Here is a 26,610-nt window from a genome sequence, read left to right on the forward strand (position 1 = left end):
TCCCGGCCGTGGGGCGTCAGCCGCCTTCTGGGGGCCCGCGGCCGCTGCCCCACCGCGCCGGCGGCGGGCCGTCAGCCGCCGGAGGTGGCGTCCTCGGCGTCGGCGCCGGGGACCGTCGTGTCGTCGGGGTCGTCGAGCCAGCCGTGGGGCAGCGCAACCTTGTCCCGCTCTCCGCTCTTGCCGCGCGGCCCGTCGGCCTCGTCGGGCCAGGGCTGCTCGCGGTCCAGCTCGCCGAGGCGCTCGGCCATCTCGGCGAGCGTCACGACCGACGTCAGCGCCCGGCGGGTCTCGGCGCCCACGGTGAAGCCCTTCAGGTACCACCCCACGTGCTTGCGGAAGTCGGCGAGCCCGTGCCGCTCGCTCCCGACGACCTCGCACAGCAACTCGGCGTGGCGCAGCATCATGTCGCCGACCTCCCCCAGTGCCGGCCGGGCCCGTTCCGGGGAGCCCCGGAAGGCCGCGTCGAGGTCGCGGAACAGCCAGGGCCGGCCGAGGCAGCCGCGCCCGACGACCACGCCGTCGCAGCCGGTCTCGGCCACCATGCGCAGGGCGTCGTCGGCGCTCCAGATGTCGCCGTTGCCGAGGACGGGGATCTCGGTGACCGTCTCCTTCAGCCGCCGGATCGCGTCCCAGTCGGCGGCGCCGCCGTAGTGCTGGCGGGCGGTCCTGGCGTGCAGGGCGACGGCGGCCACGCCCTCCTCGACGGCGATCCGGCCGGCCTCCAGGTAGGTGAGGTGGTCGTCGTCGATGCCCTTGCGCATCTTCATCGTCACCGGCAGCGCGCCCGCGTTGACGACGGCCGCCCGCAGGATGGCGCGCAGGAGGTTCCGCTTGTACGGCAGGGCCGACCCGCCGCCCCTCCGGGTGACCTTGGGCACCGGGCAGCCGAAGTTGAGGTCGATGTGGTCGGCGAGGCCCTCCTCGGCGACCATCCGGGCCGCCCTGCCGATGACCACGGGATCCACGCCGTACAGCTGGATGCTCCGCGGCGTCTCGCCCTCGCCGAACCGGATCATCTGGAACGTCAGCGGCACCCGCTCAACGAGCGCCCGGGACGTGATCATCTCGGACACGAACATGCCGCCGCCCTGCTCCCGGCACAGCCGGCGGAAGCCGATGTTCGTGATGCCCGCCATGGGGGCGAGCACCACCGGGGGCCAGACCTCGTGCGTGCCGATTTTCACCTGTTCATTTTCCCCGCCCCGCGGCGTGAACCATACAAGATCATGGACTTGGGGGTTTTGTCCGGTTAATCTGGCCTGACTAGTGGCGGGGGAGGCCGACATGCTGCTGCGTCTCAGAATCGCCCTGCCGGACCGGCCGGGGACGCTCGGCCGTCTGACCCGCGCGCTCGGCTCGGCCGGGGCGGACATCACGCAGGTCACCGTCCTCGACCGCGGCGACGGGCGGGCGCTCGACGACTTCACTGTGTACTGGCCGGACGCCGCGCCGAGGGAGCACCTCATGGAGGCGCTCACGAGCGTGGACGGTGTGGAGATCGAGGGCGTCTGGGCCACCCGGGAGGCCCCGGGCACCTATCCCGAGCTGGAGATCCTCAAGTTCCTCACCACCGCGGGCGACCGGGCGCTGGCCACGCTGATCGACTCGATGCCGGTGCTGTTCAGCGCCGACTGGGCCGCCGCGGGGACCGAGAAGATCCCTCGCGTGACCGTGTACTCGAGCTGGCGGGCGCCCGCCGAGGTGCCGTTCCCCGACGAGACGCCCGCCCGGCCTACGGCGTTCACACTGCCGTCCGGCCTGCACCTGATCGCGGCCCCGCTGCCCCCGCTGGCCCTGTCGCTGGTGCTGGCCCGGGCGGAGGGCCCGGCCTTCCACCGCAACGAGGTTCACCGGCTGACCAGGATCCTGGAGATCTTCCTCATGCTGCCCGCGATCGAGCGGGGAGCCGACCGCGCGTTCCGGAAGGCCACCTCCCAGACGGTTCGAGTACACACCGGGGTCGAAAACCCGATACAGTAGCCACGTCGCCGTGAGGCGGACGCGGAAGTGGCTCAGTGGTAGAGCATCACCTTGCCAAGGTGAGGGTCGCGGGTTCGAATCCCGTCTTCCGCTCTCAGAGGTCTTTACCTGGGCCTCGCTCGGTGGAGTGGCCGAGAGGCGAGGCAGCGGCCTGCAAAGCCGCGTACACGGGTTCAAATCCCGTCTCCACCTCTGGTTTTCCGGAGGGCGATTAGCTCAGCGGGAGAGCGCTTCCCTGACACGGAAGAGGTCACTGGTTCAATCCCAGTATCGCCCACCACGATCTTCCTGCGATCGTCAGGCGTGCGCCGCCCGGTGACGGGGCGGTTCAGGCGGTACGCGACCAGTATCGTGGGGGGTTCTTCTCAACGCCCGTCGGTGAGCGCACACTGGAATGAGACATGATGGGCGATTCTGGTGGAGTAGCTCGTGCACGGTCACACGCCTCAGGCAATGCCGATGCTCTCGCGCGGCAAGCATCGCAACCCCAGCAAGGGCGCCTGCTTCATGGAGTTCGCGTCCTACCTCGCCGGTGAGCGCTGGAGCGACCACCCCGCGTGCACGCACCCGCTGCTCGCCGGGCTCGCCCGCCTCGTCAACGACCACACGACGGACGCCGCCCGGCACCGGCTGGCCGGGCTGATCCCGTCGGTGATCGGACTGACCGGCGACGACCCGCGGATCGACGTCCGGATCGCGCTGCGCTGCGCCACCGAGTCGCTGCCGGTGGTCGCGCACGAGCGCCAGCTCGCCATGGCCGTGTCGATCCTGTCGGCCGAGCACGTGCTCGCCCAGCTCGACGACCGGCCGGTGCGGCTGGAGGAGCGCAGCCGGGAGGCGCTGGCGCAGGTGCCCGACGCGGCCCGCTGGGCGTACACGTTCGGGCGGGGCGTGCGGATCTCCGCGAAGGGCTTCCGCCGGTACGCCGCGCCCAACACGGTGCAGCTCGCCGTACGGGGGATCGCGCAGGCGTGCGTGCCCGACCCGGACCCGCTGCTGCGCGACCTGCTGGCCGGCGCCATCGAGGACTGCCGGGCTCTGGTCCACCCGGCGGACGCCGAGCCCGCCGTCGACGCGGCGCGCTGGGCCGACGCCTGCCGCCTCACCGGCAGCCCGACCGCCTGACTGCCTGACTGCCTGACTGCCTGACTGCCTGACTGCCTGACTGCCTGACGACGCTCCCGGGCACGCGTCCGCCGCGCCACCCTTCGGGTCGTGCGCGGCGGACGGCGACGCGGCGGGGCGTCAGCGGGCGGCGGCCCCTGCCCTGGGACTCTCGACGACCGGGGTGCGGCGTGCCCGCCACGAGAGGGCGGGGATCGGCCGGAGCAGGATCGCCTGCCCGACCACGACGAGGCAGAAGACGCCGAGCACGAGGCCCCAGCCGACGTCGGTCAGGTGGTGCATGCCGCGGTAGATCCGCGACGCCCCGACCGTCAGCGGCGCGCCCGCGCCGAGCAGCCACCACACCGCGTTGAGGATCGCGTGCCGGTACGTGTGCAGGGTGAGCACCAGGGCGACCCCGCAGTAGAACGCGACGGCGGCGCTGGTGTGCCCGGACGGGTAGCTGGACGTCGGGGGCGCCGGGTCCAGGTGCGGCACGTGCGGCCGCGGCCGCTGCGCGAACACGGTGGCCAGCAGGAAGATCGCCGACTGGGCGCAGACCCCCAGGACGAGGAAGACCCCCTCGCGCCAGCGGCGGAAGACCAGCCGGAAGACGATCACCGCGACGGCGGTGAGCACGATGATCACCGGCGTGTCGGAGAGCATCGAGCCGTAGTGGGTCAGCTGATTCCAGAACGGGGTGCGCTCCTGCGCGACCTCCCGGCTGAACGCCTCGTCTCCCGCGATGAGCGCGGAGTGCCCGAGGACCCGCGTGATCAGCAATCCCAGGCCCAGCGTCACCAGGGCCATCACCACGAGCGGCAGCAGCACCCGCCGCGCGGCCTGCCCGGCCACGACCCCGGGCGGGGCCTGATCGTCCCGGACGAGCTCACGATCAACGGCCAATCCGATCTCCTCCTTCAGGTAGCAGATCCCGGCGCGCCTCACGGCCGACGCCCTCCTTGTACGGCTCGACCGGCCGGCGGCCCGCGTCTCTGCGCCACGTCTCGAACGCGGCCGACGTCGCCGCCACGACGGCGACCCCCAGCACGAGCCCGGCGACCACGTCGCTGAACCAGTGCACGCCGAGCGCGATCCGGCTGAAGCCCACGGCCAGCGGGATCAGCACGGCGAGCGCCCAGACGACGGCCCTGCCCCGCTCCCGCACCAGGGGCAGCGCGAGCAGCAGCAGGATCCCGGCGCCCAGCGTGGCGTTCACCGTGTGCCCGGACGGGAACGAGGCGCCCGGCGCGAGCGCGACGGGGTCCGGCAGGTGCGGGCGCGCGCGGGCCACGATCACCTTGACGGCCAGCCCGAGCAGGCCCCCCACGGTGATCGTGGTGGCGGCCCACAGCGCCAGGTGGTAGGCCCGGCGGTACAGCAGCCAGGCCACCGCGGCGCCGACCGCTATGCGCCAGGTCAGCGGGCCGAACACGTCGCTGACCAGCTCCATCGCCCGGGCGAACGACGGGTGGGCGACCGCCTGGGCGTGCAGGCTCTCGGCCGCGCCCTGGTCGATCCGGTTCAGCGGCTCGGACGCCGTCTTGACGAGCACCAGCAGCAGCATGAACGGCACCGCCACCAGCGCCAGCGCGCCGCTCGCCACCGTCAGCCGCAGCCCGAGCCGGCGCTCCGGGTCGAAGCGCCTGCGCAGCCAGTCGTTCATCGGGCCGTCACCACCTGCCGGCGGTCCTCGCGGGCGGTGGGGCCCGACCCCGGATCAGGCGTGACCGGCTCGTCCAGCCCCGCCCGGCAGGCCTCCAGTTGCGCGGCGAACGAGAGGCCGAGCAGCAGCGCCATCGAGCTGAGGAACGACCACAGCAGCAGCGCCATGACGGCCGTCAGCGGGCCGTATGTCGCGCCGAACGTGCCGCTGCTCGCGGTGTAGAGGGCGAGCAGCCAGGTGAGCAGCATCCACAGCAGGACGGCCACGGTGGCGCCCACGGCGAGCCAGGTGTGGCCGGGCTGGCGGCGCCGCGGCGAGGAGCGGAACAACACCGAGATCGACAGGACGGCGAGCAGGAAGCCGACCGGCCACCGCAGCCAGCCGAAGACCGCCTCGGTGGTCTGGCTCCAGCCGTAGACCTTGGCCGCCGCCTCTCCTACGGCACCGCCGCCCACCAGGACGACGAAGCCGACGCTCATCAGGACGCCCGCCGTCACCGCCATCAGCAGGGCGTTGCCGTACTTCTGCCTGAACGGCCGGTCGCGCTCGATGCCGTAGATGCGGTTGGCCCCGCGCTCGAACTGCGCCATCGCCGTGGTCAGCGACACCAGGGCGGTCAGCAGGCCGAACCAGAGGGCGAGGGACTCCCCCGCGCCCGCGCGGTGGCTCTGCGACAGCGTCTCCTGGATCACCTGTGAACCGGCTCCGGGTGTCAGGCGGCGCAGGGTCAGCTCCAGGAGCCGTCCCAGGCTCTCCTGGTGCAGCACCGAGCTGAGGCCCACGATGGCGATGGCGCCGGGGATGATCGCCAGGCAGATCTGGAACGCCAGGGCCCGGGCGTGGCTGACGCCGTCGCCGTAGCGGAACCGGATGTACGAGTCGCGGATGAGGTGCCAGCCGCCGTACCGCTTGATGGATGCGTAGGCGTCGTCCGCGGAGAGCTCGTCGCCACTCATCCTCCGGGTCTCCGGCACCGTTGTCGCGGTTCCCATGTCGTCCTCACATCGTCGGCGGTGCCGCACCGGCAGCGACTACCCCCGTGATGACCTTTGGAACATCCGGCCTCGAACATGGTCGAAAAGCGCAGAAAGGACGAGGGACCGGCCCCCGTGGGGACCGGTCCCTCCATCTATGTGGGCGGCCGAGGACGTCGCGGCCGTCTGTGCGGGCGGTCAGAGGACGGCGCAGCCGACGCGGACCGGGACGCGCGCCGACCAGCGGCCGGAGATCACGTCGTACGCCTGCGCGTAGCCGTTCGCGGGACGGCCGGGGGCGGTGCAGTCGAAGACGCCGGTCTTCTTGCCGAAGCTGCCGCCGGCGAACCCGGCGTGGGCCGAGGCGGTGACCGAGCCGCTCCAGAACAGGTGGCCGCTGGTGTAGCGGATGTAGAGCCGGACCTGGCCGAAGTTGTAGTGGTCGCCGTTCAGCTTGAGCCGCGGGATGTCGTCCACCGAGGTGCTGGTGGAGGTGCCGTCGCCGTTGTCGTGCGGCGGGATCGTGTACTTGGAGATCCACAGGCGGGCCGAGACCTTGCGGTCGGCCGCTTTGGCGTTGTCGGACAGCGCCTGGCTGCGCACCGACGGGAGCACGCAGACGTCGTCGCCGGTGAAGGCCTCGCGCCAGACGTAGCCGTTGACGCAGGTGTGCGGGCCGAACGGGCCGGAGGTCCAGCGGCTCGCGCGGACGCTGTTGTCGGCGGCGGCCTGAGCGCGGACCGCGGAGGTGACGCAGACGACGTCGCCGGTGCGGGCCTCGCGCCAGACGTAGCCCTGCAGGCAGGTGTCGGGGCCGAAGTCGCCGGTGGCGGAGGCGGGGCCGGCCATGATCGTGGCGGGGACGGTGACGCCGAGGCCCGCGATCGCTGCGGCGGCCAGACCGAGAAGGGTGCGCTTCATTGGGGTCTCCTGTGCATGTCGTTCCCGGTCTGGCCGTGTGCCGCCGGGGCCGTGCACCTCAGTGATAGGCGCGCCCGCCTGCAGCCCCCTTGATCCCCGCTTGCCCGCCGCCGTGCAAGCCCGCTGCAAGCCGTCCCGGCGCCGGGGTCTGCGCTGCCCGGCCGTGTAGGGGGAGCCGGTTCGCGTACGCCCGTCAGCCTGTGGGCATGCCGATCTGGTCGCGTTCCAGCAGGGAGCGAAGCCGCGAGAGGGCCTGCGCGACAGCCGGCATCGCGGACCCGCCGAGGGTGTCGCCGATCAGTTCGGTCAGCCGCTCGGCGAAGGTGGCCTCCGCCGCGTCGACGAGCGTCGATCCCTCGCCGGTCAGGGCCAGCAGCGACGACCGGCGATCCGACGGATTCGGCTGCCGGAGGACCCATCCCTGCCTCTCCAGACGGTCGACGCCCTTGCTGGTCGCGCCGATGCCGACCGCGAACTCGGCGGCGAGGTCCGCCACCCGGGACCCGGGATGGTCGCGGAGGTGGCGCAGGAACTCGAACTGCGACGCGACGATCCCGTGCCGTTCGCGCAGGCGGTCGTTGAGCGCGTTGTACAGACGCGTCTCGCACCGGACGAGGTCGGCGAACAGGCCAACGAGGTCGCCGGCGCCGTCATTCGATTTATATGCCACGGCATATAGTGTAGCGGCATCTACCTACGACGGGAGCAGTGATGAGCAGGGAACAGCGTGCGATGATCGGCGCGATGCTGCGGCAGCCCCGGCCCGCGGGCCCTCGACCGGTTGAGGAGCTCCGGGCCGGATTCAGGGCGATGATGGCCCAGATGATCGTCCCGGACGGGATCCGCACCACGGCCACGACGCTCGGCCCCCATCCCGCGCTGCTCGTGGAGCCGGGCGGCGTCCCGCGCGCCGGGACGATCCTGTACTTCCACGGCGGCGGATACGTGTTCGGTTCACCCGAGACGGCGCTGTCGCTGACGGGGAACCTGGTGGCCAGGACCGGGTTCCGCGCCTTCTCGCCGGCCTACCGGCTCGCCCCCGAGCACCCGTTCCCGGCTGCGATCGAGGACGCTCTGAGCGCCTACCGCGCGCTGCTCGACGGCGGCGAGGACCCGTCCGCCGTCGCGTTCGCCGGGGACTCCGCCGGCGGCGGCCTCACGGTCACCGCCTGCCTCGCCGCTCGCGACGCGGGCCTTCCGATGCCCGCGGCGATCGTGGCGTTCTCCCCTGGACTCGACGCCACGCGGACGGGCGGGAGCATGGACGCCAAAGCCGGTCTCGACCCCTTCTTCACGCGCGAGACCCTGGAACACACCGGGAGCATGTACCTCGCGGGGCGGGATCCGGCCCACCCCCTGCTCAGCCCGGCCGTCCTCGCCGACCTGACCGGTTTCCCGCCGATGCTCCTGCAGGCCGGCACCAACGAAGTGCTCCTGGACGACTCCACACGCATGGCCGAACGCGCCAGAGCCGCCGGAGTGGACGTCGTCCTGGACGTCACCGCCGACGTCCCCCACGTGTTCCAGGCGTTCGCCGGCGTCCTCGACGAGGCCGACGAGGCACTGGACCGCGCGGCCCTCTTCCTCACCCAGCACATCCGCGTCCCGGGCCCGGCGGGGGACGGCCGGCCGGCAGCCCCTCACCGCGCGACTCCCCGAAGGCCCTAGTACGACTGGAGTTCCAGCAGGTTGCCGTCGGGGTCGCGCAGGTGGGCGGTGCGGCAGGTCGGCCCCCATTCCGGCCGGTCGCCCGGGGGCACGACCACCTGCCCGCCATGCGCCGCGGCCACCTCGGCGGCCCGCCCGACATCGTCGACGGTGAGGACCAGCATGGCCCCGTCGCCGCCTCCCCCGGCGAGGGCCACCCCGGTCACCTTTGCCAGCAGCGACCGGTCCAGGAGGGCGAGCACGGCCTCCGGCCCGCGGTCCCAGTTGGCGTACGTCCCGTCCGCGGCGCCCTTCACCAGGCGCGCGCCGGCGACCTCGGTGAGCAGGCCGTCGTAGAAGCGGAAGCAGTCGGAGAACCGGGTCGCGAGGACCCGGGGGTACAGAGCGTCCATGACGAAATCCTTGGTGTTTACCAACTATTGGGCGTGCCCTATCCTGCCGGGATGAGCGACGTGCCGCAACTGCCTCCGTCCCTGCTCGGGGTCACGGCGTTCCTGCTGTCGAAGGTGGGCGTGGCCGGGCGGCGCCGGATGGGCGAACGGCTCCGGGAGCACGGCCTCGGGCTGTGGGACTTCGCCGTGCTCGCCGCGCTGCGCGACTACGGCCCGGCGTCGCAGCGGGAGCTGGGCGAGCGGCTGGGCATCGACCCGAGCGACCTCGTCGCGGTCATGGACACGCTGGTGCCGCTCGGGCTGGCCGAGCGCCGCCGCGACCCCTCCGACCGGCGCCGCTATCGGGTGGCCGTGACGGACGAGGGACGGGCCACGCTGGACGCGGCCGTCGCCGACGCGGGAGCCGTACGGGACGAGGTGCTGGCCGCGCTGGACGAGGAGGAGCGGCGCACGCTGCACGCCCTGGCGCGCAAGGCCCTCGCGGGGCTCGACCCCCGGGCCCGCGGCTGAGGCCGGGCGTGCCGCGCCGGCGTCAGCCCCACCAGAAGGCGGCGGCGATGACGCAGTAGAGCACGATGAGCGTGGCGCCCTCCAGCCACGTCGACTCGCCGTCGAGCACGACGATGACGGTCACGAGGACGGCGATGACGAGCGCGGCGATCAGCAGGGGCGGCAGCACGAGCGTGAACGAGGCACCGACCAGAGGCGACAGCAGCACCAGGGCCGGGGCGACGACGAGGGCGATCTGCAGGGGGCTCTGCAGGATCACCGACAGCGCGAAGTCGGCCTGGTTGCGGGCGGCGAGCTGGATGCCGACCACGTTCTCGACCGCGTTGCCCGCGATGGCGACGATGACGAGGCCGGCGAACGCCTGGGAGATGCCGAGCGTGTCCATCGCGGGCTGGAGCGCCTCCACGAACCACTCGGAGACGAACGCGGCGCCCACGCCCGTGACGGCCAGCATGGCGAGCGCGACGCCGAGCGGCCACCGCGGGCCCTGGTGCCCCGGCGCGGCCGCCTCGGGCTCCCCCGCGACCTCCGGGGTCCCGGCGGGCTTCGCGGCCTCGGCTCCAGGGATTCCCTGCGTTCCGGCGGCTGCAAGCGTCCCGGGGGTTGCGGGCGTCCCGGTGGTTGCGGGCGTCGCGGTGCGGCGGCGGATCGCCGCGGGCAGGGACGCCGCGAACAGCCCGAGCAGCAGCACCGACACCACGATCGACAGGCCGCGCTCGTGCCCGGCCGCCGGGGTGTGCAGGGCCGCCGTCAGCGCCGGGACGAGCAGCGCGAAGACCGCGAGCACCAGCAGGAGGCTGTTCGTGCGGGCCGACTCGGCCCCGAAGCGCTGCGGGCCGTGCCGCACGCCGCCGACCACGAACGCCAGGCCCAGGACGAGCAGCACGTTGGCCAGGATCGACCCCACGATGGACGCACTGGCCACTCCGTAGAGGCCGTCGCGCAGCGCGAACAGCACCACGAACAGCTCGGGCAGGTTCCCGAGCGCGCTCTGGACCACGCCGGTCGCGCCCGCGCCGAGCCGGTCGCCGAGGGCCTCCACGCTGCGTCCGACCAGGCTGGCGAGCACGGCCAGCGCGATGCCGGAGACCACGAACGGCAGCACCGGGCCGCCGCCGGCGAACCGGGTGACGGCGGCCCCGGCGGCCGCCGTGACGCACAGGATGATCAGCCGCCAGTCGCCCCGCGTGAACACCATGGCGCCCGATCGTAGGGCTCCGGACGGCTCAGGCGCGACGGTGGGCGGTCACGGCAGGAGCCAGACGTACCCGGCGAAGCGACCCGTGAGCCCCTCCCGCCGGTACGAGTACAGGCCGGGCGTCTCGATCGTGCAGCGGGCGTCGTGCCGGACGTCGGCGACCCCGGCCCGCCGCAGCTGGGCCTCGATGCCGGCCCTGATGTCGAGCGCCGGCGTGCCCCGCCGTGTCGTGGACCGGGTCTCGGGGACCCGGGCCGCCACCCGGTCCCGCAGGTCGGCCGGGACCTCGTAGCAGAGCCCGCACGCGGCCGGGCCGATCGCCGCCACCATCCGGGACGGCTCCGCCCCCCGGGCCGCCATCGCCTCCACCAGGGCCGTCGCCACCCCCGCCTCCGTGCCCGGCCGTCCGGAGTGGGCCCCGCCGACCAGCCCGGCGACGGGGTCGGCCACCAGCACGGGGGCGCAGTCGGCCACCAGCACCGCGAGCCCCAGCCCGGGCCGGTCGGTGAGCACGCCGTCGAGGGCGGGCGGCTCCCCCGTGAAGGGCTCGGTCACGTAGGCGACGTCCGCGCCGTGGACCTGACGCATGAACACGACCCGGTCGAGGCCGAGCTCGGCCGCCGTCTTCGCCCGGTTCTCCGCGACCGCCGCCGGGTCGTCCCCGACCCCGCCGCCCAGGTTGCGGGTGCCGTACGGCTCGGCGCTCACGCCGCCGTGCCGGTCGGTGAAGGCCATGCGGACGCGGTCGATCGCAATCACCCGCCCAGCCTACTGAAGCCCGCCCCGCCCTCCCCGCCGAAGCCCGCCCGCGCAGGATCTAGGTTGGTGCCCGGACCGAGGGAGGCGTACGGGTGCGTGCTGTGGTGTACGAGGCGTTCGGGGCGGAGCCCGAGGTGCGGGAGGTGGCGGATCCGGCCGTTCCGCCGGCGGGCGCGGTGATCGGGGTCGAGGCCACCGGCCTGTGCCGCAGCGACTGGCACGGCTGGATGGGCCGCGATCCGGACATCACGGCGTTCCCCCACGTGCCCGGGCACGAGCTGTCCGGTGTCGTGGAGGCGGTGGGGCCGGAGGTGACCGGCTGGCGCCCCGGCGACCGGGTGATGACGCCGTTCGTCTCCGCCTGCGGGCGCTGCGGTGCGTGCGTCACGGGTGACCAGCAGGTCTGCGAGCGGCAGACGCAGCCCGGGTTCACGCACTGGGGGTCGTTCGCCGAACGGGTGGCGATCGACCATGCCGACGTGAACCTGGTCGGGCTCCCGGACGGCATGGGATTCCCGGCCGCGGCGAGCCTCGGCTGCCGGTTCGCGACCGCCTTCCGCGCCGTGGTCGCGCAGGGCCGGGTGCGCCCCGGCGACTGGCTGGCCGTGCACGGCTGCGGCGGCGTGGGACTGTCGGCCGTGATGATCGGGGTGGCCGCGGGCGCCCGGGTCGTGGCCGTGGACGTCTCCCCCGCCGCGCTCGACATGGCCGCCCGTCTCGGCGCCGCCGTCCAGGTGCGGGCCGCGTCCGGCGGCGCGGACGCCGCGGAGACGGTGCGGCACGCAGCCGGCGCCGGGGACGTGGCCGAGGCCGTGCGGGAGGCGACCGGGGGCGGGGCGCATGTCTCGATCGACGCGCTGGGGAGCGCGGCCACCTGCGTCGCCTCCGTCGGCGGCCTGCGCAGGCGGGGCCGGCACGTCCAGGTGGGGCTGCTCCCGGGCGACACGCCGCTGCCGATGGGACGGGTGATCGCGCACGAGCTGGAGATCGTGGGCAGCCACGGCATGGCCGCCCACGCGTACCCGGCGATGCTGGAGATGATCGCGGCCGGGACGCTGCGCCCCGATCTGCTCGTCACGCGGACGGTCGGCCTGGAGGACGTCCCGGCGGCGCTCGCCGCCATGGGCGCCGCCCCGGCGGCGCCGGGGATCACCATGATCGCGCCCGGGCGCCCGCCGCGCGGGCCCGCCTGACCCCGCCGCCCGGCCGCCAGGCCGCGGGAGGCCCCGTCCTGCCGGCGACGGCGGATCGGGGATCAGCCGCGCGTCAGGCTCGCGTAGAGCTCGTGGGTGCGCTCGGCGATCCGCTGCCAGGAGAAGTGGTCGATCGCCCGCCGGCGTCCGGCCTTCCCCATGGCGGCGGCGAGGCCGGGGTCGGCGAGCACCGTCCCGACCCGCTCGGCCAGCGCGGCCGCGAAGGCCTCAGGGTCGTGCGGCTCGCCGTCCGGGCCCTGGTCGATCGGGACGAGCAGGCCGGTCGAGCCGTCGGCGACGACCTCGGGGATGCCGCCGGTCGCGGTGGCCACGACGGCGGTCTCGCAGGCCATGGCCTCCAGATTGACGATGCCCATGGGCTCGTACACCGACGGGCACACGAAGACGGTGGCGTGGGTGAGGATCTGGATCACCTCGGGCCTCGGCAGCATCTCCGAGATCCAGACGACCCCCTCCCGGCTCGCGGACAGCTCCCGGACGAGGGCGGTCACCTCCGCGGCGATCTCGGGCGTGTCCGGCGCGCCGGCGCAGAGCACGAGCTGGGCGCCCGGGTCGAACGACCGGGCCGCGTGGAGGAGGTGCACCAAGCCCTTCTGCCGGGTGATGCGGCCGACGAAGACCACGTACGGGCGCTCCGGGTCGATGCCGTGCCGCTTCAGGGCCTCGGTGCCGTGCGAGGGGGCGTACTCCCCGGTGTCGATGCCGTTGTGGATCACCCGGACGCGGTCCGGCGAGACCTCGGGGTAGGCGGTGAGCACGTCGCGCCGCATCCCCTCGGACACCGCGATGACGGCGTCGGCCGACTGGAGGGCGGTCCGCTCGGCCCAGGACGAGAGCGTGTAGCCGCCGCCGAGCTGCTCGGCCTTCCACGGCCGCAGGGGCTCCAGGCTGTGCGTGGTCACGACGTGCGGCACGCCGTAGAGCATCTTGGCCACGTGGCCGGCAAAGTTGGCGTACCAGGTGTGGCTGTGCACGACGTCGGCGCCCTCGCACCCGGCCGCCATCTCCAGGTCGACGCCCAGCACCTGGAGCGCCGCGTTGGCGTCGGCCAGGCCGCCGGGGACGCGGTAGGCCGACACCCCGGGCTCCTCCCGCGGGCCGCCGAAGCACCGGACCCGCACGTCGGCCAGCCCGCGCAGCTCCCGCGCGAGGTACTCCACATGGACTCCGGCGCCGCCGTACACCTCCGGCGGATACTCACGACTGAGCAGATCGACGCGCATATGAGGAGCTTAGAGTCATCTCACGGGACACGCGGGTCCTGTTTGGCGGTGTCACGGGTGTTTGTTAGCGGTTTGGCAGGTTAAGGTCCTGCCTATGAAGGTCCTGGCGATCGTGCTCGCAGGTGGTGAGGGGAAGCGGCTCATGCCGCTGACCGCGGACCGGGCCAAGCCCGCCGTCCCGTTCGGGGGCATCTACCGGCTCATCGACTTCGTTCTGTCCAACCTGGCGAACGCCAACTACCTGCAGATCGTCGTGCTGACGCAGTACAAGAACCACAGCCTCGACCGGCACATCTCCCGCACCTGGCGGCTGTCGTCCATGCTGGGCAACTACGTCACGCCCGTCCCCGCCCAGCAGCGGCTCGGGCCGCACTGGTTCTCCGGGTCGGCGGACGCGCTGTTCCAGAACCTCAACCTGATCTACGACGAGCTCCCGGACCATGTGATCGTCTTCGGCGCGGACCACATCTACCGCATGGACCCGCGGCAGATGGTGGACCAGCACATCGACTCCGGGGCCGACGTCACGGTGGCGGCGATCCGGCAGCCGCTCGAACTGGCCGACCAGTTCGGCGTGATCGAGACCGACCCGGCCGGCCGGCGGATCGTGGCCTTCCGAGAGAAGCCGAAGGACGCGGTGGGCCTGGCCGACGCGCCCGACCAGATCTTCGCCTCGATGGGCAACTACGTCTTCAAGACGCAGACGCTGATCGAGGCGCTGCGCGAGGACGCCCTCGACCCCGCCAGCAAGCACGACCTCGGCGGCAACATCATCCCGATGTTCGTGAAGAGCGGCGGCGCCGAGGTGTACGACTTCGCGCACAACGTGGTGCCCGGCTCGACCGAGCGCGACCGCGGCTACTGGCGGGACGTCGGGACCCTCGACGCCTACTACGAGGCCAACATGGACCTCATCTCGGTCCACCCGGTCTTCAACCTGTACAACGACCGGTGGCCGATCTACACCGGGAACGACCCGCTGCCGCCGGCCAAGTTCGTGCACAACGACGGCGACCGGGTCGGCCAGGCCCTGGAGTCACTGGTGTCGCCCGGCGTGATCGTCTCCGGCGGGACGGCCCTGCGCTCGATCCTGTCCCCCGGCGTGGTGCTGCACTCGCACTCCCACGTCGAGGACTCGGTGCTGATGGGCTGCGTCAAGGTCGGCAGGGGCGCGATCGTGCGGCGCGCGATCATCGACAAGAACGTGGTGATCCCGGACGGCGCCCGCATCGGGTTCGACCTCGAGTACGACCGTCAGCGCTTCGCGGTCACCCGCAGCGGCGTGGTGGTGATCGGCAAGAACGAGATCATCGAGCGCTGACCCCGTTCCCGGGCCTCGCGGCCCGGGTCAGCGGCCGTTGATCCGCCACATCGGCTCGACCACGGTCCACTGGGCCTCCCACACCCGGCGGGCCCGGCGCTGGTTGACGGCGCGCGTGCTGAGCACCACCATCGCCAGGAACGCCGACGCGGCCAGCGGAACCCCGGTGCCCACGGTCAGGGCGGCGACGACGGTCGTCTCCCTGTCCTGCGGCCGTGGCGTGACGGTCCCGTGCGGGTCGGTCCAGATGGCGACGACGTCGCCCGCGTGCTTGCTCGGCGAGGCGTCGATCGTCCCCGCCCTCACCGTGCCGTCCGGCGCGGTCCAGCGGGCCTGCGCGTGCCCGACCGCCGCTCCGGCCGCCGACAGGCGGGGCGTGGTGACGTCCTCGACCAGCGTCGCGTTCACCGGGTGACGGGTCTGGGCCTGCCGGGCCTCCTCCTTGAGCCCGAGGCCGTACTCGCGCAGCCCGAGCATGATGCCGAGCACGACGGCCGCGAGGACGCCCAGGACCGCGGACAGCCTGACGGCCGCCTCGACCCGGTCGCACCGGCGCCGAAGCGGATTCCTGTCGAGGCCCAGCCAACGCGCGAGCCTGGCGAATGGATTCTGCGACATGTCACACCTCACAGGGTCATTACCACTGCGAGTCCCGTTTATGCCTATTTTGCATCCCAAGAGAATCGAGGGGAACGCCCCTCCCGGAAAGCCGCCACACCTTCGGCCATTTCGCCGCTGAGCCGGGCCTCGCGCTGCCAGGCGAGGAAGGCCGCCTCGTCCGCGCGGCCGTCGACGATCTCCTTCGCGGCGGCGAGGGTCAGCCGGGACCGGGAGGCGATGACGGCGGCCAGGCCGTACACCCGCGGGTGCAGTTCCTCGGGCGCGAGCACCTCGTCCACGAGGCCCACGCGGAGGGCCTGACCTGCGTCGACGAGCTCAGCGGTGAAGATCAGCAACTTCGCCGTGGCCGGGCCGACGAGCGCGGCGAGCCGCCGCGTGGAGCTGATCGGGTAGACGAGGCCGAGCTTCGCCGGTGTGATCCCGAAGCGGGCGCCGGACGACGCGAGCCGGAGATCGCAGGCGAGGGCGAGCTGGCAGCCGCCGCCCACGCAGTAGCCCTCTACGGCCGCGATGACGGGTTTCGGAAAGCCGATCAGGGCCCGCTCTGCGGCGACCGTGAGTCCGGTGTCATCACCGTTCTCACTAAGCCCCTCAATTTCTGAAATATCGGCACCGGCGGAGAAAGTCCCGCCGGCTCCGGTGAGGACCAGGACCCGTACGGCGGGGTCGGCGGCGAGCCCCGCCAGGATGTCCGGCAGCGCCCGCCACATGGCCGCCGTGAGGGCGTTGCGCTTCTCGGGACGGTTGAGGGTCAGCGTGGCGACGTGATCGTCGATCACGAGCGCGAACTCGCCGGTGACTTTCACCCCTCGATTGTCCAGACGGCCGTGCCGGGCGGCGACCCAGGGCCCTCGGGTGATGGCATAATCGCGGCGAACCGGGATGATCCCGTTCGTACGACCCCCAAGGACGGCGCGGTGTTCGGGATCCTCCGGCCGTGTGCCCACCACTCCTGCCCCTCGGTGGCCCAGGCCTGGCGGGCCCACCTGTGCGGGCTCTGCCTGACCCTGCGCGACCGGCACGGGCAGGCGGCCAGGGCCGCGACCAACTACGACGGCCTGATCCTGTCCGTGCTCACCGAGGCGCAGCGCCCCGGCGCCCCCGAGCGGAGGACGGCCGGTCCCTGCGCGCTGCGCGGCCTGCGGACGGCCGAGGTGGTCCCGTCCCGGGCCGGGGGCGCCCGCCTGGCGGCCGTGGTGTCGCTCGCGCTGGCCGCCGGGAAGATCCGCGACCACGCGGCCGACGGGGACGGCGTCGCCGCGCGGCGGTTCGCCGGCGCCCCCGTCCGCGGTCTCGCCGCCTCGTGGGCCGCGGCGGCCGAGCGCGGCGCGCGGTCGATCGGGTTCGACGCGGCGGCCCTGACCGAGGCCGCCGGCCGCCAGGCCCTGCTGGAGGCCTCCCCCGGCCGGACGCTCCTGGAGCTCACCGAGCCCACCGAGTCGGCCGTGGCCGCCGCCTTCGCGCACACCGCGGTGCTGGCCGGCCGCCCCGGCAACGCCGAGGCGCTGCGGGAGGCCGGGCGCCACTTCGGCAGGATCGCGCACCTCGTCGACGCGGTGGAGGACCTGGCCGACGACCGGGCGCGGGGCGCCTACAACCCGCTCGCCGCCACCGGCGCCTCCGTCGAGGAGGCCCGGCGCCTGTGCGAGGACTCGGCGCACGGCCTCGCCCTGGCCGTACGGGACCTGGACCTGGACGACCGGCATCTGGTCGAGTCGCTCCTGCGGGACGAGACCCGCAGGGCCGTGCGCCGGGCCTTCCCCGGGGCGCGGCGCGGTTCGGGCCCGCGCCGGGCGTGTTCCCACGACGCCCACGCGCGTGATCCGTTCGGCCCCGGCCCCTACGAGCCGGATCCGTACGAGCCGGATCCGTACGGGCCGGATCCGTACGGGCCGGATCCGTACGGGCCGGATCCGTACGGGCCGGGGGGCGGCGACGGGCCGGGGGCGCCGCTGAAGGTGCTGGCGGGCGGCCTCACGTTCCTGACCTGCGGCGTCTACCGGCCACCGTGGAGCCCGGAGCGCCGGTCGCCGTGGACCGAGCGGTGCTGCCTCGACGGCTGCGACTGCTCGGGGTGCGCGGACTGCTCCGGGTGCTTCGAGTGCTGCTCGTGCGACTGCGACTGCGACGGCTGCTGCTGCGACTGCGATTGCGACTGCTGCTCCTGCGACTGCTGAGGACCTCCGGCCGGGCGGCGCGGGGGCGGCGGTAGGGTCCCCCCGTGGGAAGATCACGCCCTTTCCGATGGCTCACCCCCGCCGAGCGGAGCCTCTGGGCGGCCTACCCCAGCGGGGCCTGGGTCGACCTGCGCGAGGAGGGCGACGACCCGGCCGAGGGCGCGTCCTGGGGCCGGGCCCGGACCGTACGGGCCGAGGTGATCGCCGCCCTTCTGCTGGGCCTGCGGGACGACGAGCCGGGGCGCGTGGCGGGCGTCCGCCTCGCCGGCGCCCGGATCGCCGGCGACCTCAACCTGTCGGACGCCACGATCGAGGCCAAGATCCACCTGCTCGACTGCCATCTGTCCGGCGTGGTGTCGCTCAACGACACGCGCACACGGGGCGTCCGTCTCAGGGGGTGCGACGTCCTCAGCTTCGCGGCGCGCCGGGCCACCGTCGACGGTTTACTCGACCTCGACGGCTCCACGATCCGGTCGGGCCTGTACCTGGACAACGCACACATCACCGGGCAGTTCCGGCTCACCCACGCGCAGCTGAACCCGACCACCTCCGTGCCGTGGCGGCCGGGGCCCGACCCGCAATCAGCGGGAGACCCCGCCCAGCCGTCCTCCGGGCCGGACGCCCCGGACGACTGGCGGGAGCCGCGCAGCCGCGGTCCGGTCGCGATGTGGGCGGGCGGACTGACCGTGGACGGCGGCGCCTTCCTGCGCGACCTGCGCGCCACCGGATGCCTCCGGCTGGTGGGCGCCCGCTTCAACAGCGGCGTGCACCTCCAGCGAGCGGTGATCGTCTCCGCGGGGACCCACGCCGTCCAGGCGGACCACATGGAGGCCACCGCCGCCGAGTTCAGCGACGGTTTCACCGCCCACGGCACGGTGCGCCTGCGGGGAGCCCGGATCTCGGGGGTGCTGTCGTTCGATGAGGCCGTCCTGACGGCCCCCGACCGCGCGCTGCACCTGAGCCACATGCGGGTCGAGGAGCTGATCCTCCTGTGGTCCTCGATCGAGGGGGAGGTGAACCTCGGCTACTCGCGGATCGGCGTGCTGTTCGACCGGATCGGCGCCTACCCCGGGCACGTGCACCTCAACGGCCTGACCTACGCCTCGCTGCGGGGGCCCGCCCCGGTGGCCGAGCGGCTGTCGTGGCTGCGCCGCGACCCCGACGGCTACCGCCCCCAGCCGTACGAGGAGCTCGCGGCGTACTACCGCAGGATCGGGCACGACGCGGAGGGACGGCGGGTGCTGCTGGCCAAGCAGCGGGCCCGCCGGCGGACGCTGCGCCTGCCCGGGCGGCTGTGGGGAGGGCTGCTCGACGTCCTGGTCGGGTACGGCTACCGCCCCTGGCTGGCCGGGGTTTGGGTGGCCCTGCTGCTGGCGGTGGGCACGAGCGTCTTCTCCCACTGGCGCCCCCACCAGATCGGGCTGGACGAGTCGCGGCATTTCGACGCGTTCACCTACACGCTCGACCTGCTCGTGCCGGTCAGCGTGTTCGAGCAGCGGGCCGCCTGGGAGCCGGTCGGCTGGACGCAGTGGCTGGCGAACGGCCTGATCGCCGCGGGCTGGATCCTCGCGACCGCCCTGATCGCGGCCGGCACCCGCGTCCTGCGGGCGTCGGGCGCACAATGAGGCGCCACCCGCTCAGACCCGGTCCACCCGTAGACGCGGCAGGCTCTCGGGGTACTTCTCCCGGACGAACCGGACCAGGTGCTCCCGGATGTCGCAGCGCAGGTCCCACGCGCTGGCCGAGTCGGCGGCGCTCATCAGCGCGCGCAGCTCGACCAGGCCGCCCGGGGTGACGTCGGTGACCTGGAGCGTCCAGTCCTTCTGGTCCCACAGCGGGTTGTCGCGCAGCGCCCGGTAGAGCTCGGCCCGCAGCTCCTCCACCGGCACGGCCCAGTCGACCCGCAGGTAGACGCTGCCCAGGATGCGGCTCTCGTGGCGCGTCCAGTTCTCGAACGGGTTCGCGGTGAAGTACGACACCGGGAGGATGAGCCGCCGCTCGTCCCACAGGCGCAGGGCCACGTACGTGAGCGTCAACTCCTCGATGCGGCCCCACTCGTCCTCCACCACCACGACGTCGTCGAGCCGCAGCGCGTCGCTGAAGGCCAGCTGGAGCCCTGCCAGCAGGTTGCCCAGCGTGGACTGGGCGGCGACGCCGGCCACCACGCCCGCGATTCCGGCGGAGGCGAGCAGCCCCGCCCCGAGCGCCCGCACCTGCGGGAAGGTGAACAGCATCGCCCCCAGCGCGACCAGCACGACGACGGCCGCTGAGACGCGGCGGACCAGCGTGATCTGGGTGCGGATCCGCCGCGCCCGGCGGTTGCGCTCCCCCTCCACGCGGGTGAGGCGGTCGAGCACCACGTCGGTCACCGCGTACGCGGCCTGGATGACGAGCCACGTCACGCAGCCGATCAGCAGCAGCGTGAACATCTGCCGGATGAGGTTCTGCGTCGACGCCACCGACATGTCGGGGGTGTAGACGGCGTTGGCCGTGGCCACGACCGCCGTGGCGAACCCCGGCCAGGTGCACCGGCGCACCACGGGCCCGGCGAGGGCCCATCTCTCCCCGATGAGCCGCGAGTTCAGCACCCGCCGCAGCAGCTCCACCGCCGTGATGGCGGCCACCACGGCGGTCCCCAGCGTTGCCCAGTTCCACGCGGCCGACAGGACGGCGCCCCCTTTCGTCGTCATGAGGAGCCCTTTGCCCGTTTATGGAAGCCCCATAACGGACGAGAGGGCCGGCGTCCTCAGAACGACTCGTCGAGCCGCACGTCGCCCTCCACGGCCACCTGGTACGCCGAGACCCTGCGCTCGAAGAAGTTCGCCAGCTCCTGGACGTCCTGGAACTCCATGAAGGCGAACGGGTTGGCGGTGCCGTACCGGGCGGGCAGGCCGAGGCGGGCGAGCCGGCGGTCGGCGACGTACTCCAGGTAGGCCCGCATCCGCTCCGCGGTCATGCCGCCGAGGCCGTCGCCGCACAGGTCCAGGGCGAAGGCGAGCTCGGCGGCCACGGCCTCCTCCATCATGCGCACGACCTGGGCCGCCAGCTCCTCGTCGAACAGGCCGGGCTCCTCGCGGCGGACGGTGTCGACCACGTCGAACGCGAACTCCATGTGCATCGACTCGTCGCGGAACACCCAGTTGGTGCCGGTCGCGAGCCCGCCCAGCAGCCCGCGGGAGCGGAACCAGTAGACGTAGGCGAAGGCGCCGTAGAAGAACAGGCCCTCGATGCAGGCGGCGAAGCAGATGAGGTTGAGCAGGAAGCGCCGCCGGTCCTCCCGGGTCTCCAGCCGCGACAGCCCCTTGATCGAGTCGATCCAGCGGAAGCAGAACTCGGCCTTGTCCCGGATCGAGGGGATGTGCTCCACAGCGGCGAACGCCCGGACCCGCTCGTCGTGGTCGGGCAGGTAGGTGTCCAGCAGCGTCAGGTAGAACTGCACGTGCACGGCCTCCTCGAACAGCTGCCTGCTGAGGTAGAGCCGCGCCTCGGGCGCGTTGACGTGCTGGTACAGGTTCAGCACGAGGTTGTTGGCCACGATCGAGTCGCCGGTCGCGAAGAACGCGACGAGCCGGTTGATGAGGTGGCGCTCCCCCGGGCCGAGCCGCGCGAGGTCGGCCAGGTCCGACTGGAGGTCGACCTCCTCGACCGTCCAGGTGTTCCTGATGGCCGCGCGGTACCTCTCGTAGAACCCCGGGTACCGCATCGGCCGGAGGGTCAGGTCCATCCCGGGGTCGAGGAGCATGGTCTCGGTCACTGGCAGGCCTCGCAGATCTCGGGGTTCTCAAGGGAGCAGGCGACGGCCTCGGCCGCCGCCTCCGGCCGTACGGCGGGGACGGTTGTCTGGGCGATCCGCGTGGCGGGGCGGGACCGCAGGTAGTAGGTGGTCTTGAGGCCCGACCGCCAGGCGTAGGCGTACATCGACGACAGCTTGCCGATGGTGGGCGCCGCCATGAAGAGGTTGAGCGACTGGCCCTGGTCGACGTACGGCTGCCGGGCGGCGGCGAGGTCGATCAGCGCCTTCTGGGGCAGCTCCCAGGCCGTCCGGTAGAGCGCCTTGAGGTCGTCCGGCAGGCCGGGCAGCCCCTGCACCGAGCCGTCGGCCGTCTTGATCGCGTCGCGGGTCTCCCGGGTCCACAGCCCGAGCCTGCGCAGGTCGCGGACCAGGTACCGGTTGACCTGGAGGAACTCCCCGGACAGGGTCTCCCGCTTGAACACGTTGGACACCTGCGGCTCGACGCACTCGTGGCAGCCGGCGATGGAGGCGATCGTCGCGGTCGGCGCGACGGCGACCATGAGGGAGTTGCGCAGCCCGGTCGCCTCGATCCGCAGCCGCAGCTCCGCCCACTCCTCGGGGTGGACCGGGGAGGCCGGGTAGTGGTCGAGGTGCAGCACGCCGCGCGCCGCGCGGGTCTCGCCGTACGACGGGTGCCGCCCGCGCTCGGCGGCGAGGTCGGCGGAGGCGCCGTACGCCGCGAGCGCGATCTCCTCGGCGATGCGGGTGGACAGCGCCAGCGCCTCCGGCGCGTCGAACGGCAGCCGCAGCGTGAAGAAGACGTCGGCCAGGCCCATGACGCCGAGGCCGATCGGCCGCCACCGGAGGTTGGCCGCCTCCGCCTCGGGGGTGGGGTAGTAGCCGAGATCGATGGTCCGGTCGAGGAACCGGACGGCGGTGCGGACGGTGGCCCGCAGCCGCGCCCAATCGACGCCCTCGGCGGTGACGTGCGCGGCGAGGTTGACCGAGCCGAGGTTGCAGACGGCCGTCTCGGCGTCGCTCGTGACCTCGAGGATCTCGGTGCAGAGGTTGGACAGGTGGATGACGTTGCGGTCCAGCGCCGTCTGGTTGGAGGTGCGGTTGGCCGCGTCCTTGAAGGTCATCCAGCCGTTCCCGGTCTGGGCGAGGGTGCGCATCATCCGGGCGTACAGGGCGCGGGCCGGGACCTGCCGGACATACCGCCCGGCCGCCTCCAGCTCCCGGTAGCGGGCGTCGAACGCCTCACCCCACAGGTCGGTCAGCTCGGGGGCCTCCTTCGGGTCGAACAGCGACCACGTACCGTCGGCCTCGACGCGGCGCATGAACTCGTCCGGCACCCAGTTGGCGAGGTTCAGGTTGTGGGTGCGGCGGGCGTCCTCACCGGTGTTGTCGCGCAGCTCCAGGAACTCCTCGACGTCGGCGTGCCACGTCTCCAGGTACACGCAGGCCGCGCCCTTGCGCCGGCCGCCCTGGTTGACGGCGGCCACCGAGGCGTCGAGGGTGCGCAGCCACGGGACGATGCCGTTGGACAGGCCGTTCGTGCCCCGGATGAGCGACCCCCGGGACCGGACGCGGGTCCAGGACACGCCGATGCCGCCGGCGTACTTCGACAGCCGGGCCACCTGGCCGTACCGCTCGTAGATGCCCTCCAGCTCGTCGCGGGGCGAGTCGAGCAGGAAGCACGACGACAGCTGCGGGCGGCGGGTGCCGGAGTTGAACAGCGTCGGCGAGCTGGGCAGGTACGCCAGGGACGACATGAGCCGGTACAGCTCGGCCGCCTCGCCGGCCGACGACGACAGGCCGCAGGCCACCCGCAGGAGGAAGTGCTGCGGGCGCTCCAGCACGTCCCGGGTGACGGGGTGACGCAGCAGGTAGCGGTCGTAGACGGTGCGCAGGCCGAAGTACTCGAACCGGTCGTCGGCGGCCTCGTCGACGAGCGCGTCGAGGGCGGCGGCCTCGGCCGCCACGAACGCGGCCAGGCCGTCGTCGAGCAGCCCCTCGGCGTGGGCCGCGGCCACGGACTCGGAGAACGACCGCACGCCGTGCCGGGCCGTCTCGTCCGCGATCAGGCCGCTCAGCAGGCGGGCGGCCGCCTTCGAGTTCTCCGGGTCGGCGACGACCCCCGCCGCCGCCTCCTCGATCGCCTGCCAGGCGGCGGCCGGCCCGGCCTGCGGGCGGGCGAGCGTCGCCCCGTTCGTCTGTGTCACGTGTGTCTCCTCGCGAGCTCGAAGACCGTCCGGAGCCGTGAGGAGGGCATGCCTCGGCGCACGCGGGGGCACGCCCGGCGCGGCGTCGGCGGGCCCTCCCTCGGGAGCCGGCGGACCAGCGCGCGGGCGTCGGGCCCACGCGCGTCGCCGGCAGGTCTTCGGACTCGCGGGCGCGGCGGGCCGGGGCCCGCCGGTCCTACTGGCCGTCGCTTCCCAGGCGCCGTCGCGCCCAGTGCTCGTATGACGGCGGTCGTTCCCGCTCACCGCTGCGGGGCAGTCCCGGACTTCCACCGGGTTCCCTCTTGCCTCACCCCTGGGGGCGAACCAGCGACGGAAGTGGATCCTACATCTTGTGCCCGTCCGCGCAACCACCCCTACAGGTTGTGGTTTCCGGCCCCACGGGGAGGTAGGATCTTCAGCGCAGGCCGAGCGCGTCGAGGACCTGCGACGTCCGGCGCACCTCGTCCGACAGCCAGCGGCCGAAGTCGTCGCCGGCCAGGTACATGGGCGCCCAGCCGTTGCGGCCGCAGCAGCCCTGCCACCCGGCCGACCCCGCGACCGCGGCGCACAGGTCGAGCAGCGCGTCCCGCGCCCCACCTGTGAGCGCGGCGGGGGCGACGAGGCCGGCCCAGTCGGCGTACACGGCCCGCACGCCCGACTCACTCAGCGTGGGCGCGTCCAGGCCGTCGAGGCGCTCGGAGGACGACACGGCGAGCGGCCGCAACCGGCCGGCCCGGACGTGGTCCGCCACGTCGCGCGGGGTGCCGAACGCCAGCGGCACCCGCCCGTCGAGGACCGCCGCCACGGCCTGCCGCCGGTCGTCGAACGCCGTGTAACCGAGCAGGCGCACGTCGGCCCCGAGGCCGAGGGCCACCATCCCGGCGAGGAGGTGGTCGGCCCCGCCGGAGGGCCCGCCCGCGAGCGGCACCGCCGAGGGGTCCTTGACCAGGGCGGCCGCGAGCCGGTCGAAGCCGCGGTACGGCGAGTCGGGCGAGGTCACCAGCACCTCCCACTCCCCCACGAGCCGCGCCAGCGGCGCCGTGCGGCCGAGGAGCGGGCGCGCTCCGCTCATCGCGGCGGCTGCGAGCAGCGCGGGGTCGGTGACCAGCAGGTCGGTCCGGCGGCCCGCGGAGACGAAGCGCGCGACGGCCGCCGCGCCCTCCCCGCCCCTCCCCGCGACGCGCACCGTCCGGGCCCACCGGCGGCCCTCGATCAGGGTCCGCAACTCCCCGGCGACGCTGTCCCCCCACCCGCCCGACGATCCCGGCACCACCAAGGAGATCTCGCTCTGGTACGGCGGGGCCTGGGTTCCGCAACCCGCCGCCAGGGCCAGCACCCCTAAGGCGAGCACCGTACGGCGTCGCATGTCGGCACCCTCCCCCCGAAGAGTCCCTTGCACGCACAGAATATGACGAATCACGCATTGTGACTACATATCGGGGCGATACGGGCGTAAGGGATGTGCCGTGCGGCCGTGCGCCGGCGCGATGTCAGCGGATGAGCACGGGCTCCCCCGTCACACGGACGGTGTCGCCGGGACGGACCGGGGTGCGCGTGCCGTCCAGCCTCTCGACGCCGGAGGCGCCGGGGGGCGCGACCGTGTCGGCGGTCCCGGCGTGGGTCCAGCGGACGACGGCCGGGCGCGCGCCGCCCGGGCCGTCGAGGAGGAACGCGCACTGCCACACGTTCTCCGGCAGGCCGATGGCCAGGCCGCGCCCGCAGGCCCGCAGGCGGGCGTGGGACAGCCAGCGCTGGAGGCGCTCCACGGCCAGGGCCGCCCGGGTCGGGGCGCCGCCCACGGCCTGCAGGACGACCGGGATCTTCGTGCCGCCCCAGTTGTAGAAGTACATGCGGCGCAGGTTGTCGTCGGTGCCGTACAGCCCGACCAGGTAGAACCGCACGGCGTGCTCGACGGCGGCCTGATCGTCGAGCGAGCCCTGGAGGGGGATGTCGTAGGTGGTGCCGGTGTTCCACAGCGGCGGGTGGACGCCGGCCTCGTGCAGCGTGCGGTCGGCCACCCTGAGGATGTCCAGCATCGTCTCCGGCGGATCGGAGGCGCGGCGCTGGTACAGCTTGACGCCCGCGGCGTCGCAGTAGCGGTAGCCCCCGGCGGCGGCGAACCGGCGCATCACCTCCACCGCCGAGGGGATCCACAGCCGGCCCATGCCGGGGCAGACCACGAGGGCGCGGGGGTCGGCCGCGCGGATGACGCCGCTCGCCCTGCGGGCCATCTCCACGAGGGTCTCGACGCGGCCGTTGTAGAACCGCGGGTCGTTGGCCAGCACCCACAGCTCGTAGGCCTCGATCCTGCCGCGGTAGCGCGTCACCACGGCCCGGACGAAGTCGTCCCAGTCGTTCAGGTCGTCGGGGGCGGCGGCGCGGGCCATGTCGTCGTACGGCCCGAGGGGCGCCGTGGGTGCGGCCCAGGAGGGCGGGGCGCCGAAGACGTACATCGCGGGCAGCCCGGCCCGGCCCGCGCCCGCCACGAGGCGGTCGAGCGTCGCCCAGGAGTACTCGCCGCGGCGCGGCTCGACCTCGGCCCACTGGGTGCCGCTGTCCCAGAGCCGCACGGCTCCGACCTGGAAGGCGGGCATGTCCCCGGTGTTGGAGTTGATCGTGACGCCGAACATCCGCGGGTCGACCGGCGCCGGGTCCCGCTCCCAGCTCGGGCCCGAGATCCACTGCGGCGCCCGGCGACCCCAGTCCGCCGCCGGTGACCGCGAGGTCGTCGCCCCGGCCGTCGCCCACACCAGCACCGCGAGGAGGGCCGCGAGCAGCGCCAGCCGCCGCACCCCCCTCCCGCCCCGCAACGCCGCCCAGGACGGCCTCCCACGCGTGCCCCGCACGGCCGACATCTCCTCCGCGCCCGCGCCACCGATCGCCGCCTCCGCGACGGCGGCCGTGTCCGCGGCGCCGGAGGCGGG

Annotated in this window: 25 protein-coding genes, 3 tRNA genes and 1 riboswitch; of the genes, 11 read left to right on the plus strand and 17 right to left on the minus strand. The window is 73.5% G+C overall.

Features of this window, described 5'->3' with window-relative positions:
* Positions 1–71 precede the first annotated feature (71 nt).
* On the minus strand, positions 72–1,184 hold the full coding sequence (gene dusB, locus MPTA5024_RS27260; RefSeq protein WP_036329886.1) for a tRNA dihydrouridine synthase DusB: 1,113 nt from the start codon (positions 1,182–1,184) through the stop codon (positions 72–74).
* Between the two features lie 100 nt (positions 1,185–1,284).
* Here dusB and MPTA5024_RS27265 point away from each other — a divergent pair, with 100 nt between their 5' ends.
* From MPTA5024_RS27265 to MPTA5024_RS27285, 5 genes are all read left to right on the plus strand, one after another.
* Complete coding sequence (locus MPTA5024_RS27265) at positions 1,285–1,980, plus strand: ACT domain-containing protein (RefSeq protein WP_084370117.1); 696 nt, start codon at positions 1,285–1,287, stop codon at positions 1,978–1,980.
* Positions 1,981–2,001: 21 nt separating this feature from the next.
* A tRNA-Gly gene (locus MPTA5024_RS27270) sits at positions 2,002–2,073 on the plus strand.
* A gap of 28 nt (positions 2,074–2,101) precedes the next feature.
* Positions 2,102–2,172, plus strand: a tRNA-Cys gene (locus tag MPTA5024_RS27275).
* A gap of 13 nt (positions 2,173–2,185) precedes the next feature.
* Positions 2,186–2,260 (plus strand) — tRNA-Val (locus MPTA5024_RS27280).
* 173 nt (positions 2,261–2,433) lie between these two features.
* A complete protein-coding gene (locus MPTA5024_RS27285; protein WP_051458745.1) occupies positions 2,434–3,105 on the plus strand; it encodes a hypothetical protein in 672 nt (223 codons plus the stop codon).
* A 120-nt stretch (positions 3,106–3,225) separates the two neighbouring features.
* On the opposite strand, the gene MPTA5024_RS27290 is transcribed toward MPTA5024_RS27285, so the two are convergent.
* The 5 genes from MPTA5024_RS27290 to MPTA5024_RS27310 all read right to left on the minus strand — a co-directional run bounded on the left by MPTA5024_RS27290 (position 3,226) and on the right by MPTA5024_RS27310 (position 7,315).
* Entirely contained in the window at positions 3,226–4,032 is an 807-nt protein-coding gene (locus MPTA5024_RS27290) for a phosphatase PAP2 family protein (RefSeq protein WP_084370055.1), read from the minus strand.
* Positions 3,980–4,750, minus strand: a complete 771-nt coding sequence (locus MPTA5024_RS27295; RefSeq protein ID WP_036329888.1) for a phosphatase PAP2 family protein — start codon at positions 4,748–4,750, stop codon at positions 3,980–3,982. The genes MPTA5024_RS27290 and MPTA5024_RS27295 overlap by 53 nt, the downstream gene beginning before the upstream one ends.
* Positions 4,747–5,742, minus strand: a complete 996-nt coding sequence (locus tag MPTA5024_RS27300) for a YihY/virulence factor BrkB family protein (protein WP_051458746.1) — start codon at positions 5,740–5,742, stop codon at positions 4,747–4,749. The genes MPTA5024_RS27295 and MPTA5024_RS27300 overlap by 4 nt, the downstream gene beginning before the upstream one ends.
* Before the next feature lie 180 nt (positions 5,743–5,922).
* Positions 5,923–6,645 carry a hypothetical protein gene (locus MPTA5024_RS27305; RefSeq protein ID WP_051458747.1) on the minus strand — a complete coding sequence of 241 codons (723 nt, stop codon included), beginning with the start codon at positions 6,643–6,645 and terminating at the stop codon, positions 5,923–5,925.
* Between the two features lie 193 nt (positions 6,646–6,838).
* The gene (locus tag MPTA5024_RS27310) at positions 6,839–7,315 is read right to left on the minus strand and encodes a MarR family winged helix-turn-helix transcriptional regulator (RefSeq protein ID WP_036329890.1); all 477 of its coding nucleotides are present in this window, start codon (positions 7,313–7,315) and stop codon (positions 6,839–6,841) included.
* A gap of 41 nt (positions 7,316–7,356) precedes the next feature.
* Here MPTA5024_RS27310 and MPTA5024_RS27315 point away from each other — a divergent pair, with 41 nt between their 5' ends.
* A complete protein-coding gene (locus tag MPTA5024_RS27315; RefSeq protein ID WP_051458748.1) occupies positions 7,357–8,313 on the plus strand; it encodes an alpha/beta hydrolase in 957 nt (318 codons plus the stop codon).
* Here MPTA5024_RS27315 and MPTA5024_RS27320 read toward each other — a convergent pair.
* A complete protein-coding gene (locus MPTA5024_RS27320; protein WP_442922103.1) occupies positions 8,310–8,696 on the minus strand; it encodes a VOC family protein in 387 nt (128 codons plus the stop codon). The genes MPTA5024_RS27315 and MPTA5024_RS27320 overlap by 4 nt on opposite strands.
* A 60-nt stretch (positions 8,697–8,756) precedes the next feature.
* On the opposite strand from MPTA5024_RS27320, the gene MPTA5024_RS27325 reads away from it, so the two are divergent.
* A complete protein-coding gene (locus tag MPTA5024_RS27325) occupies positions 8,757–9,215 on the plus strand; it encodes a MarR family winged helix-turn-helix transcriptional regulator (RefSeq protein ID WP_198167425.1) in 459 nt (152 codons plus the stop codon).
* 22 nt (positions 9,216–9,237) lie between these two features.
* On the opposite strand, the gene MPTA5024_RS27330 is transcribed toward MPTA5024_RS27325, so the two are convergent.
* Positions 9,238–10,413: a calcium:proton antiporter gene (locus MPTA5024_RS27330; RefSeq protein ID WP_036329896.1), complete on the minus strand. Its 1,176-nt coding sequence runs from the start codon at positions 10,411–10,413 to the stop codon at positions 9,238–9,240.
* 48 nt (positions 10,414–10,461) lie between these two features.
* Positions 10,462–11,148 (minus strand): peptidoglycan editing factor PgeF, encoded by a 687-nt coding sequence (gene pgeF, locus MPTA5024_RS27335; protein ID WP_036330798.1) that lies wholly within the window; start codon positions 11,146–11,148, stop codon positions 10,462–10,464.
* Positions 11,149–11,264: 116 nt separating this feature from the next.
* On the opposite strand from pgeF, the gene MPTA5024_RS27340 reads away from it, so the two are divergent.
* Positions 11,265–12,365: an alcohol dehydrogenase catalytic domain-containing protein gene (locus tag MPTA5024_RS27340; protein WP_036329898.1), complete on the plus strand. Its 1,101-nt coding sequence runs from the start codon at positions 11,265–11,267 to the stop codon at positions 12,363–12,365.
* A 62-nt stretch (positions 12,366–12,427) separates the two neighbouring features.
* Here MPTA5024_RS27340 and glgA read toward each other — a convergent pair whose 3' ends face one another.
* Entirely contained in the window at positions 12,428–13,609 is a 1,182-nt protein-coding gene (gene glgA, locus MPTA5024_RS27345) for a glycogen synthase (RefSeq protein WP_036329900.1), read from the minus strand.
* Positions 13,610–13,670: 61 nt separating this feature from the next.
* Here glgA and glgC point away from each other — a divergent pair, with 61 nt between their 5' ends.
* The gene (glgC, locus tag MPTA5024_RS27350; RefSeq protein WP_269750633.1) at positions 13,671–14,930 is read left to right on the plus strand and encodes a glucose-1-phosphate adenylyltransferase; all 1,260 of its coding nucleotides are present in this window, start codon (positions 13,671–13,673) and stop codon (positions 14,928–14,930) included.
* Positions 14,931–14,957: 27 nt separating this feature from the next.
* On the opposite strand, the gene MPTA5024_RS27355 is transcribed toward glgC, so the two are convergent.
* Positions 14,958–15,548: an Rv1733c family protein gene (locus MPTA5024_RS27355; protein ID WP_051458749.1), complete on the minus strand. Its 591-nt coding sequence runs from the start codon at positions 15,546–15,548 to the stop codon at positions 14,958–14,960.
* Between the two features lie 44 nt (positions 15,549–15,592).
* The gene (locus tag MPTA5024_RS27360; RefSeq protein ID WP_036329904.1) at positions 15,593–16,357 is read right to left on the minus strand and encodes an enoyl-CoA hydratase/isomerase family protein; all 765 of its coding nucleotides are present in this window, start codon (positions 16,355–16,357) and stop codon (positions 15,593–15,595) included.
* Positions 16,358–16,468: 111 nt separating this feature from the next.
* On the opposite strand from MPTA5024_RS27360, the gene MPTA5024_RS27365 reads away from it, so the two are divergent.
* Complete coding sequence (locus MPTA5024_RS27365; protein ID WP_036329906.1) at positions 16,469–17,728, plus strand: DUF5685 family protein; 1,260 nt, start codon at positions 16,469–16,471, stop codon at positions 17,726–17,728.
* A gap of 44 nt (positions 17,729–17,772) precedes the next feature.
* Entirely contained in the window at positions 17,773–19,353 is a 1,581-nt protein-coding gene (locus tag MPTA5024_RS27370; RefSeq protein WP_036329908.1) for a hypothetical protein, read from the plus strand.
* Between the two features lie 12 nt (positions 19,354–19,365).
* Here MPTA5024_RS27370 and MPTA5024_RS27375 read toward each other — a convergent pair whose 3' ends face one another.
* From MPTA5024_RS27375 to MPTA5024_RS27395, 5 genes are all read right to left on the minus strand, one after another.
* On the minus strand, positions 19,366–20,418 hold the full coding sequence (locus tag MPTA5024_RS27375; RefSeq protein WP_084370056.1) for a mechanosensitive ion channel family protein: 1,053 nt from the start codon (positions 20,416–20,418) through the stop codon (positions 19,366–19,368).
* A 56-nt stretch (positions 20,419–20,474) separates the two neighbouring features.
* Positions 20,475–21,482: a ribonucleotide-diphosphate reductase subunit beta gene (locus MPTA5024_RS27380; protein ID WP_232326662.1), complete on the minus strand. Its 1,008-nt coding sequence runs from the start codon at positions 21,480–21,482 to the stop codon at positions 20,475–20,477.
* Positions 21,479–23,686: a ribonucleoside-diphosphate reductase subunit alpha gene (locus MPTA5024_RS27385; RefSeq protein ID WP_198167426.1), complete on the minus strand. Its 2,208-nt coding sequence runs from the start codon at positions 23,684–23,686 to the stop codon at positions 21,479–21,481. The genes MPTA5024_RS27380 and MPTA5024_RS27385 overlap by 4 nt, the downstream gene beginning before the upstream one ends.
* Before the next feature lie 132 nt (positions 23,687–23,818).
* A riboswitch (cobalamin riboswitch) is annotated at positions 23,819–24,030 on the minus strand.
* Between the two features lie 71 nt (positions 24,031–24,101).
* The gene (locus tag MPTA5024_RS27390; RefSeq protein ID WP_084370057.1) at positions 24,102–25,052 is read right to left on the minus strand and encodes a tripartite tricarboxylate transporter substrate-binding protein; all 951 of its coding nucleotides are present in this window, start codon (positions 25,050–25,052) and stop codon (positions 24,102–24,104) included.
* A gap of 124 nt (positions 25,053–25,176) precedes the next feature.
* Positions 25,177–26,610 (minus strand): cobalamin ABC transporter substrate-binding protein (locus tag MPTA5024_RS27395; RefSeq protein WP_051458751.1); only part of this gene is annotated, 1,434 nt, incomplete at its 5' end.

Origin of the sequence: Microbispora sp. ATCC PTA-5024, assembly GCF_000511135.2 — a bacterium.
GTDB lineage: Bacteria > Actinomycetota > Actinomycetes > Streptosporangiales > Streptosporangiaceae > Microbispora > Microbispora corallina.

Coding starts and splice junctions, on each gene's coding strand:
- MPTA5024_RS27265 (WP_084370117.1), top strand. CDS start 1,285: ATGCTGCTGCGTCTCAGAATCGCCCTGCCGGACCGGCCGGGGACGCTC.
- MPTA5024_RS27285 (WP_051458745.1), top strand. CDS start 2,434: ATGCCGATGCTCTCGCGCGGCAAGCATCGCAACCCCAGCAAGGGCGCC.
- MPTA5024_RS27295 (WP_036329888.1), bottom strand. CDS start 4,750: ATGAACGACTGGCTGCGCAGGCGCTTCGACCCGGAGCGCCGGCTCGGG.
- MPTA5024_RS27300 (WP_051458746.1), bottom strand. CDS start 5,742: ATGGGAACCGCGACAACGGTGCCGGAGACCCGGAGGATGAGTGGCGAC.
- MPTA5024_RS27305 (WP_051458747.1), bottom strand. CDS start 6,645: ATGAAGCGCACCCTTCTCGGTCTGGCCGCCGCAGCGATCGCGGGCCTC.
- MPTA5024_RS27315 (WP_051458748.1), top strand. CDS start 7,357: ATGAGCAGGGAACAGCGTGCGATGATCGGCGCGATGCTGCGGCAGCCC.
- MPTA5024_RS27325 (WP_198167425.1), top strand. CDS start 8,757: ATGAGCGACGTGCCGCAACTGCCTCCGTCCCTGCTCGGGGTCACGGCG.
- MPTA5024_RS27330 (WP_036329896.1), bottom strand. CDS start 10,413: ATGGTGTTCACGCGGGGCGACTGGCGGCTGATCATCCTGTGCGTCACG.
- pgeF (WP_036330798.1), bottom strand. CDS start 11,148: ATGGCCTTCACCGACCGGCACGGCGGCGTGAGCGCCGAGCCGTACGGC.
- glgA (WP_036329900.1), bottom strand. CDS start 13,609: ATGCGCGTCGATCTGCTCAGTCGTGAGTATCCGCCGGAGGTGTACGGC.
- MPTA5024_RS27355 (WP_051458749.1), bottom strand. CDS start 15,548: ATGTCGCAGAATCCATTCGCCAGGCTCGCGCGTTGGCTGGGCCTCGAC.
- MPTA5024_RS27375 (WP_084370056.1), bottom strand. CDS start 20,418: ATGACGACGAAAGGGGGCGCCGTCCTGTCGGCCGCGTGGAACTGGGCA.
- MPTA5024_RS27390 (WP_084370057.1), bottom strand. CDS start 25,052: ATGCGACGCCGTACGGTGCTCGCCTTAGGGGTGCTGGCCCTGGCGGCG.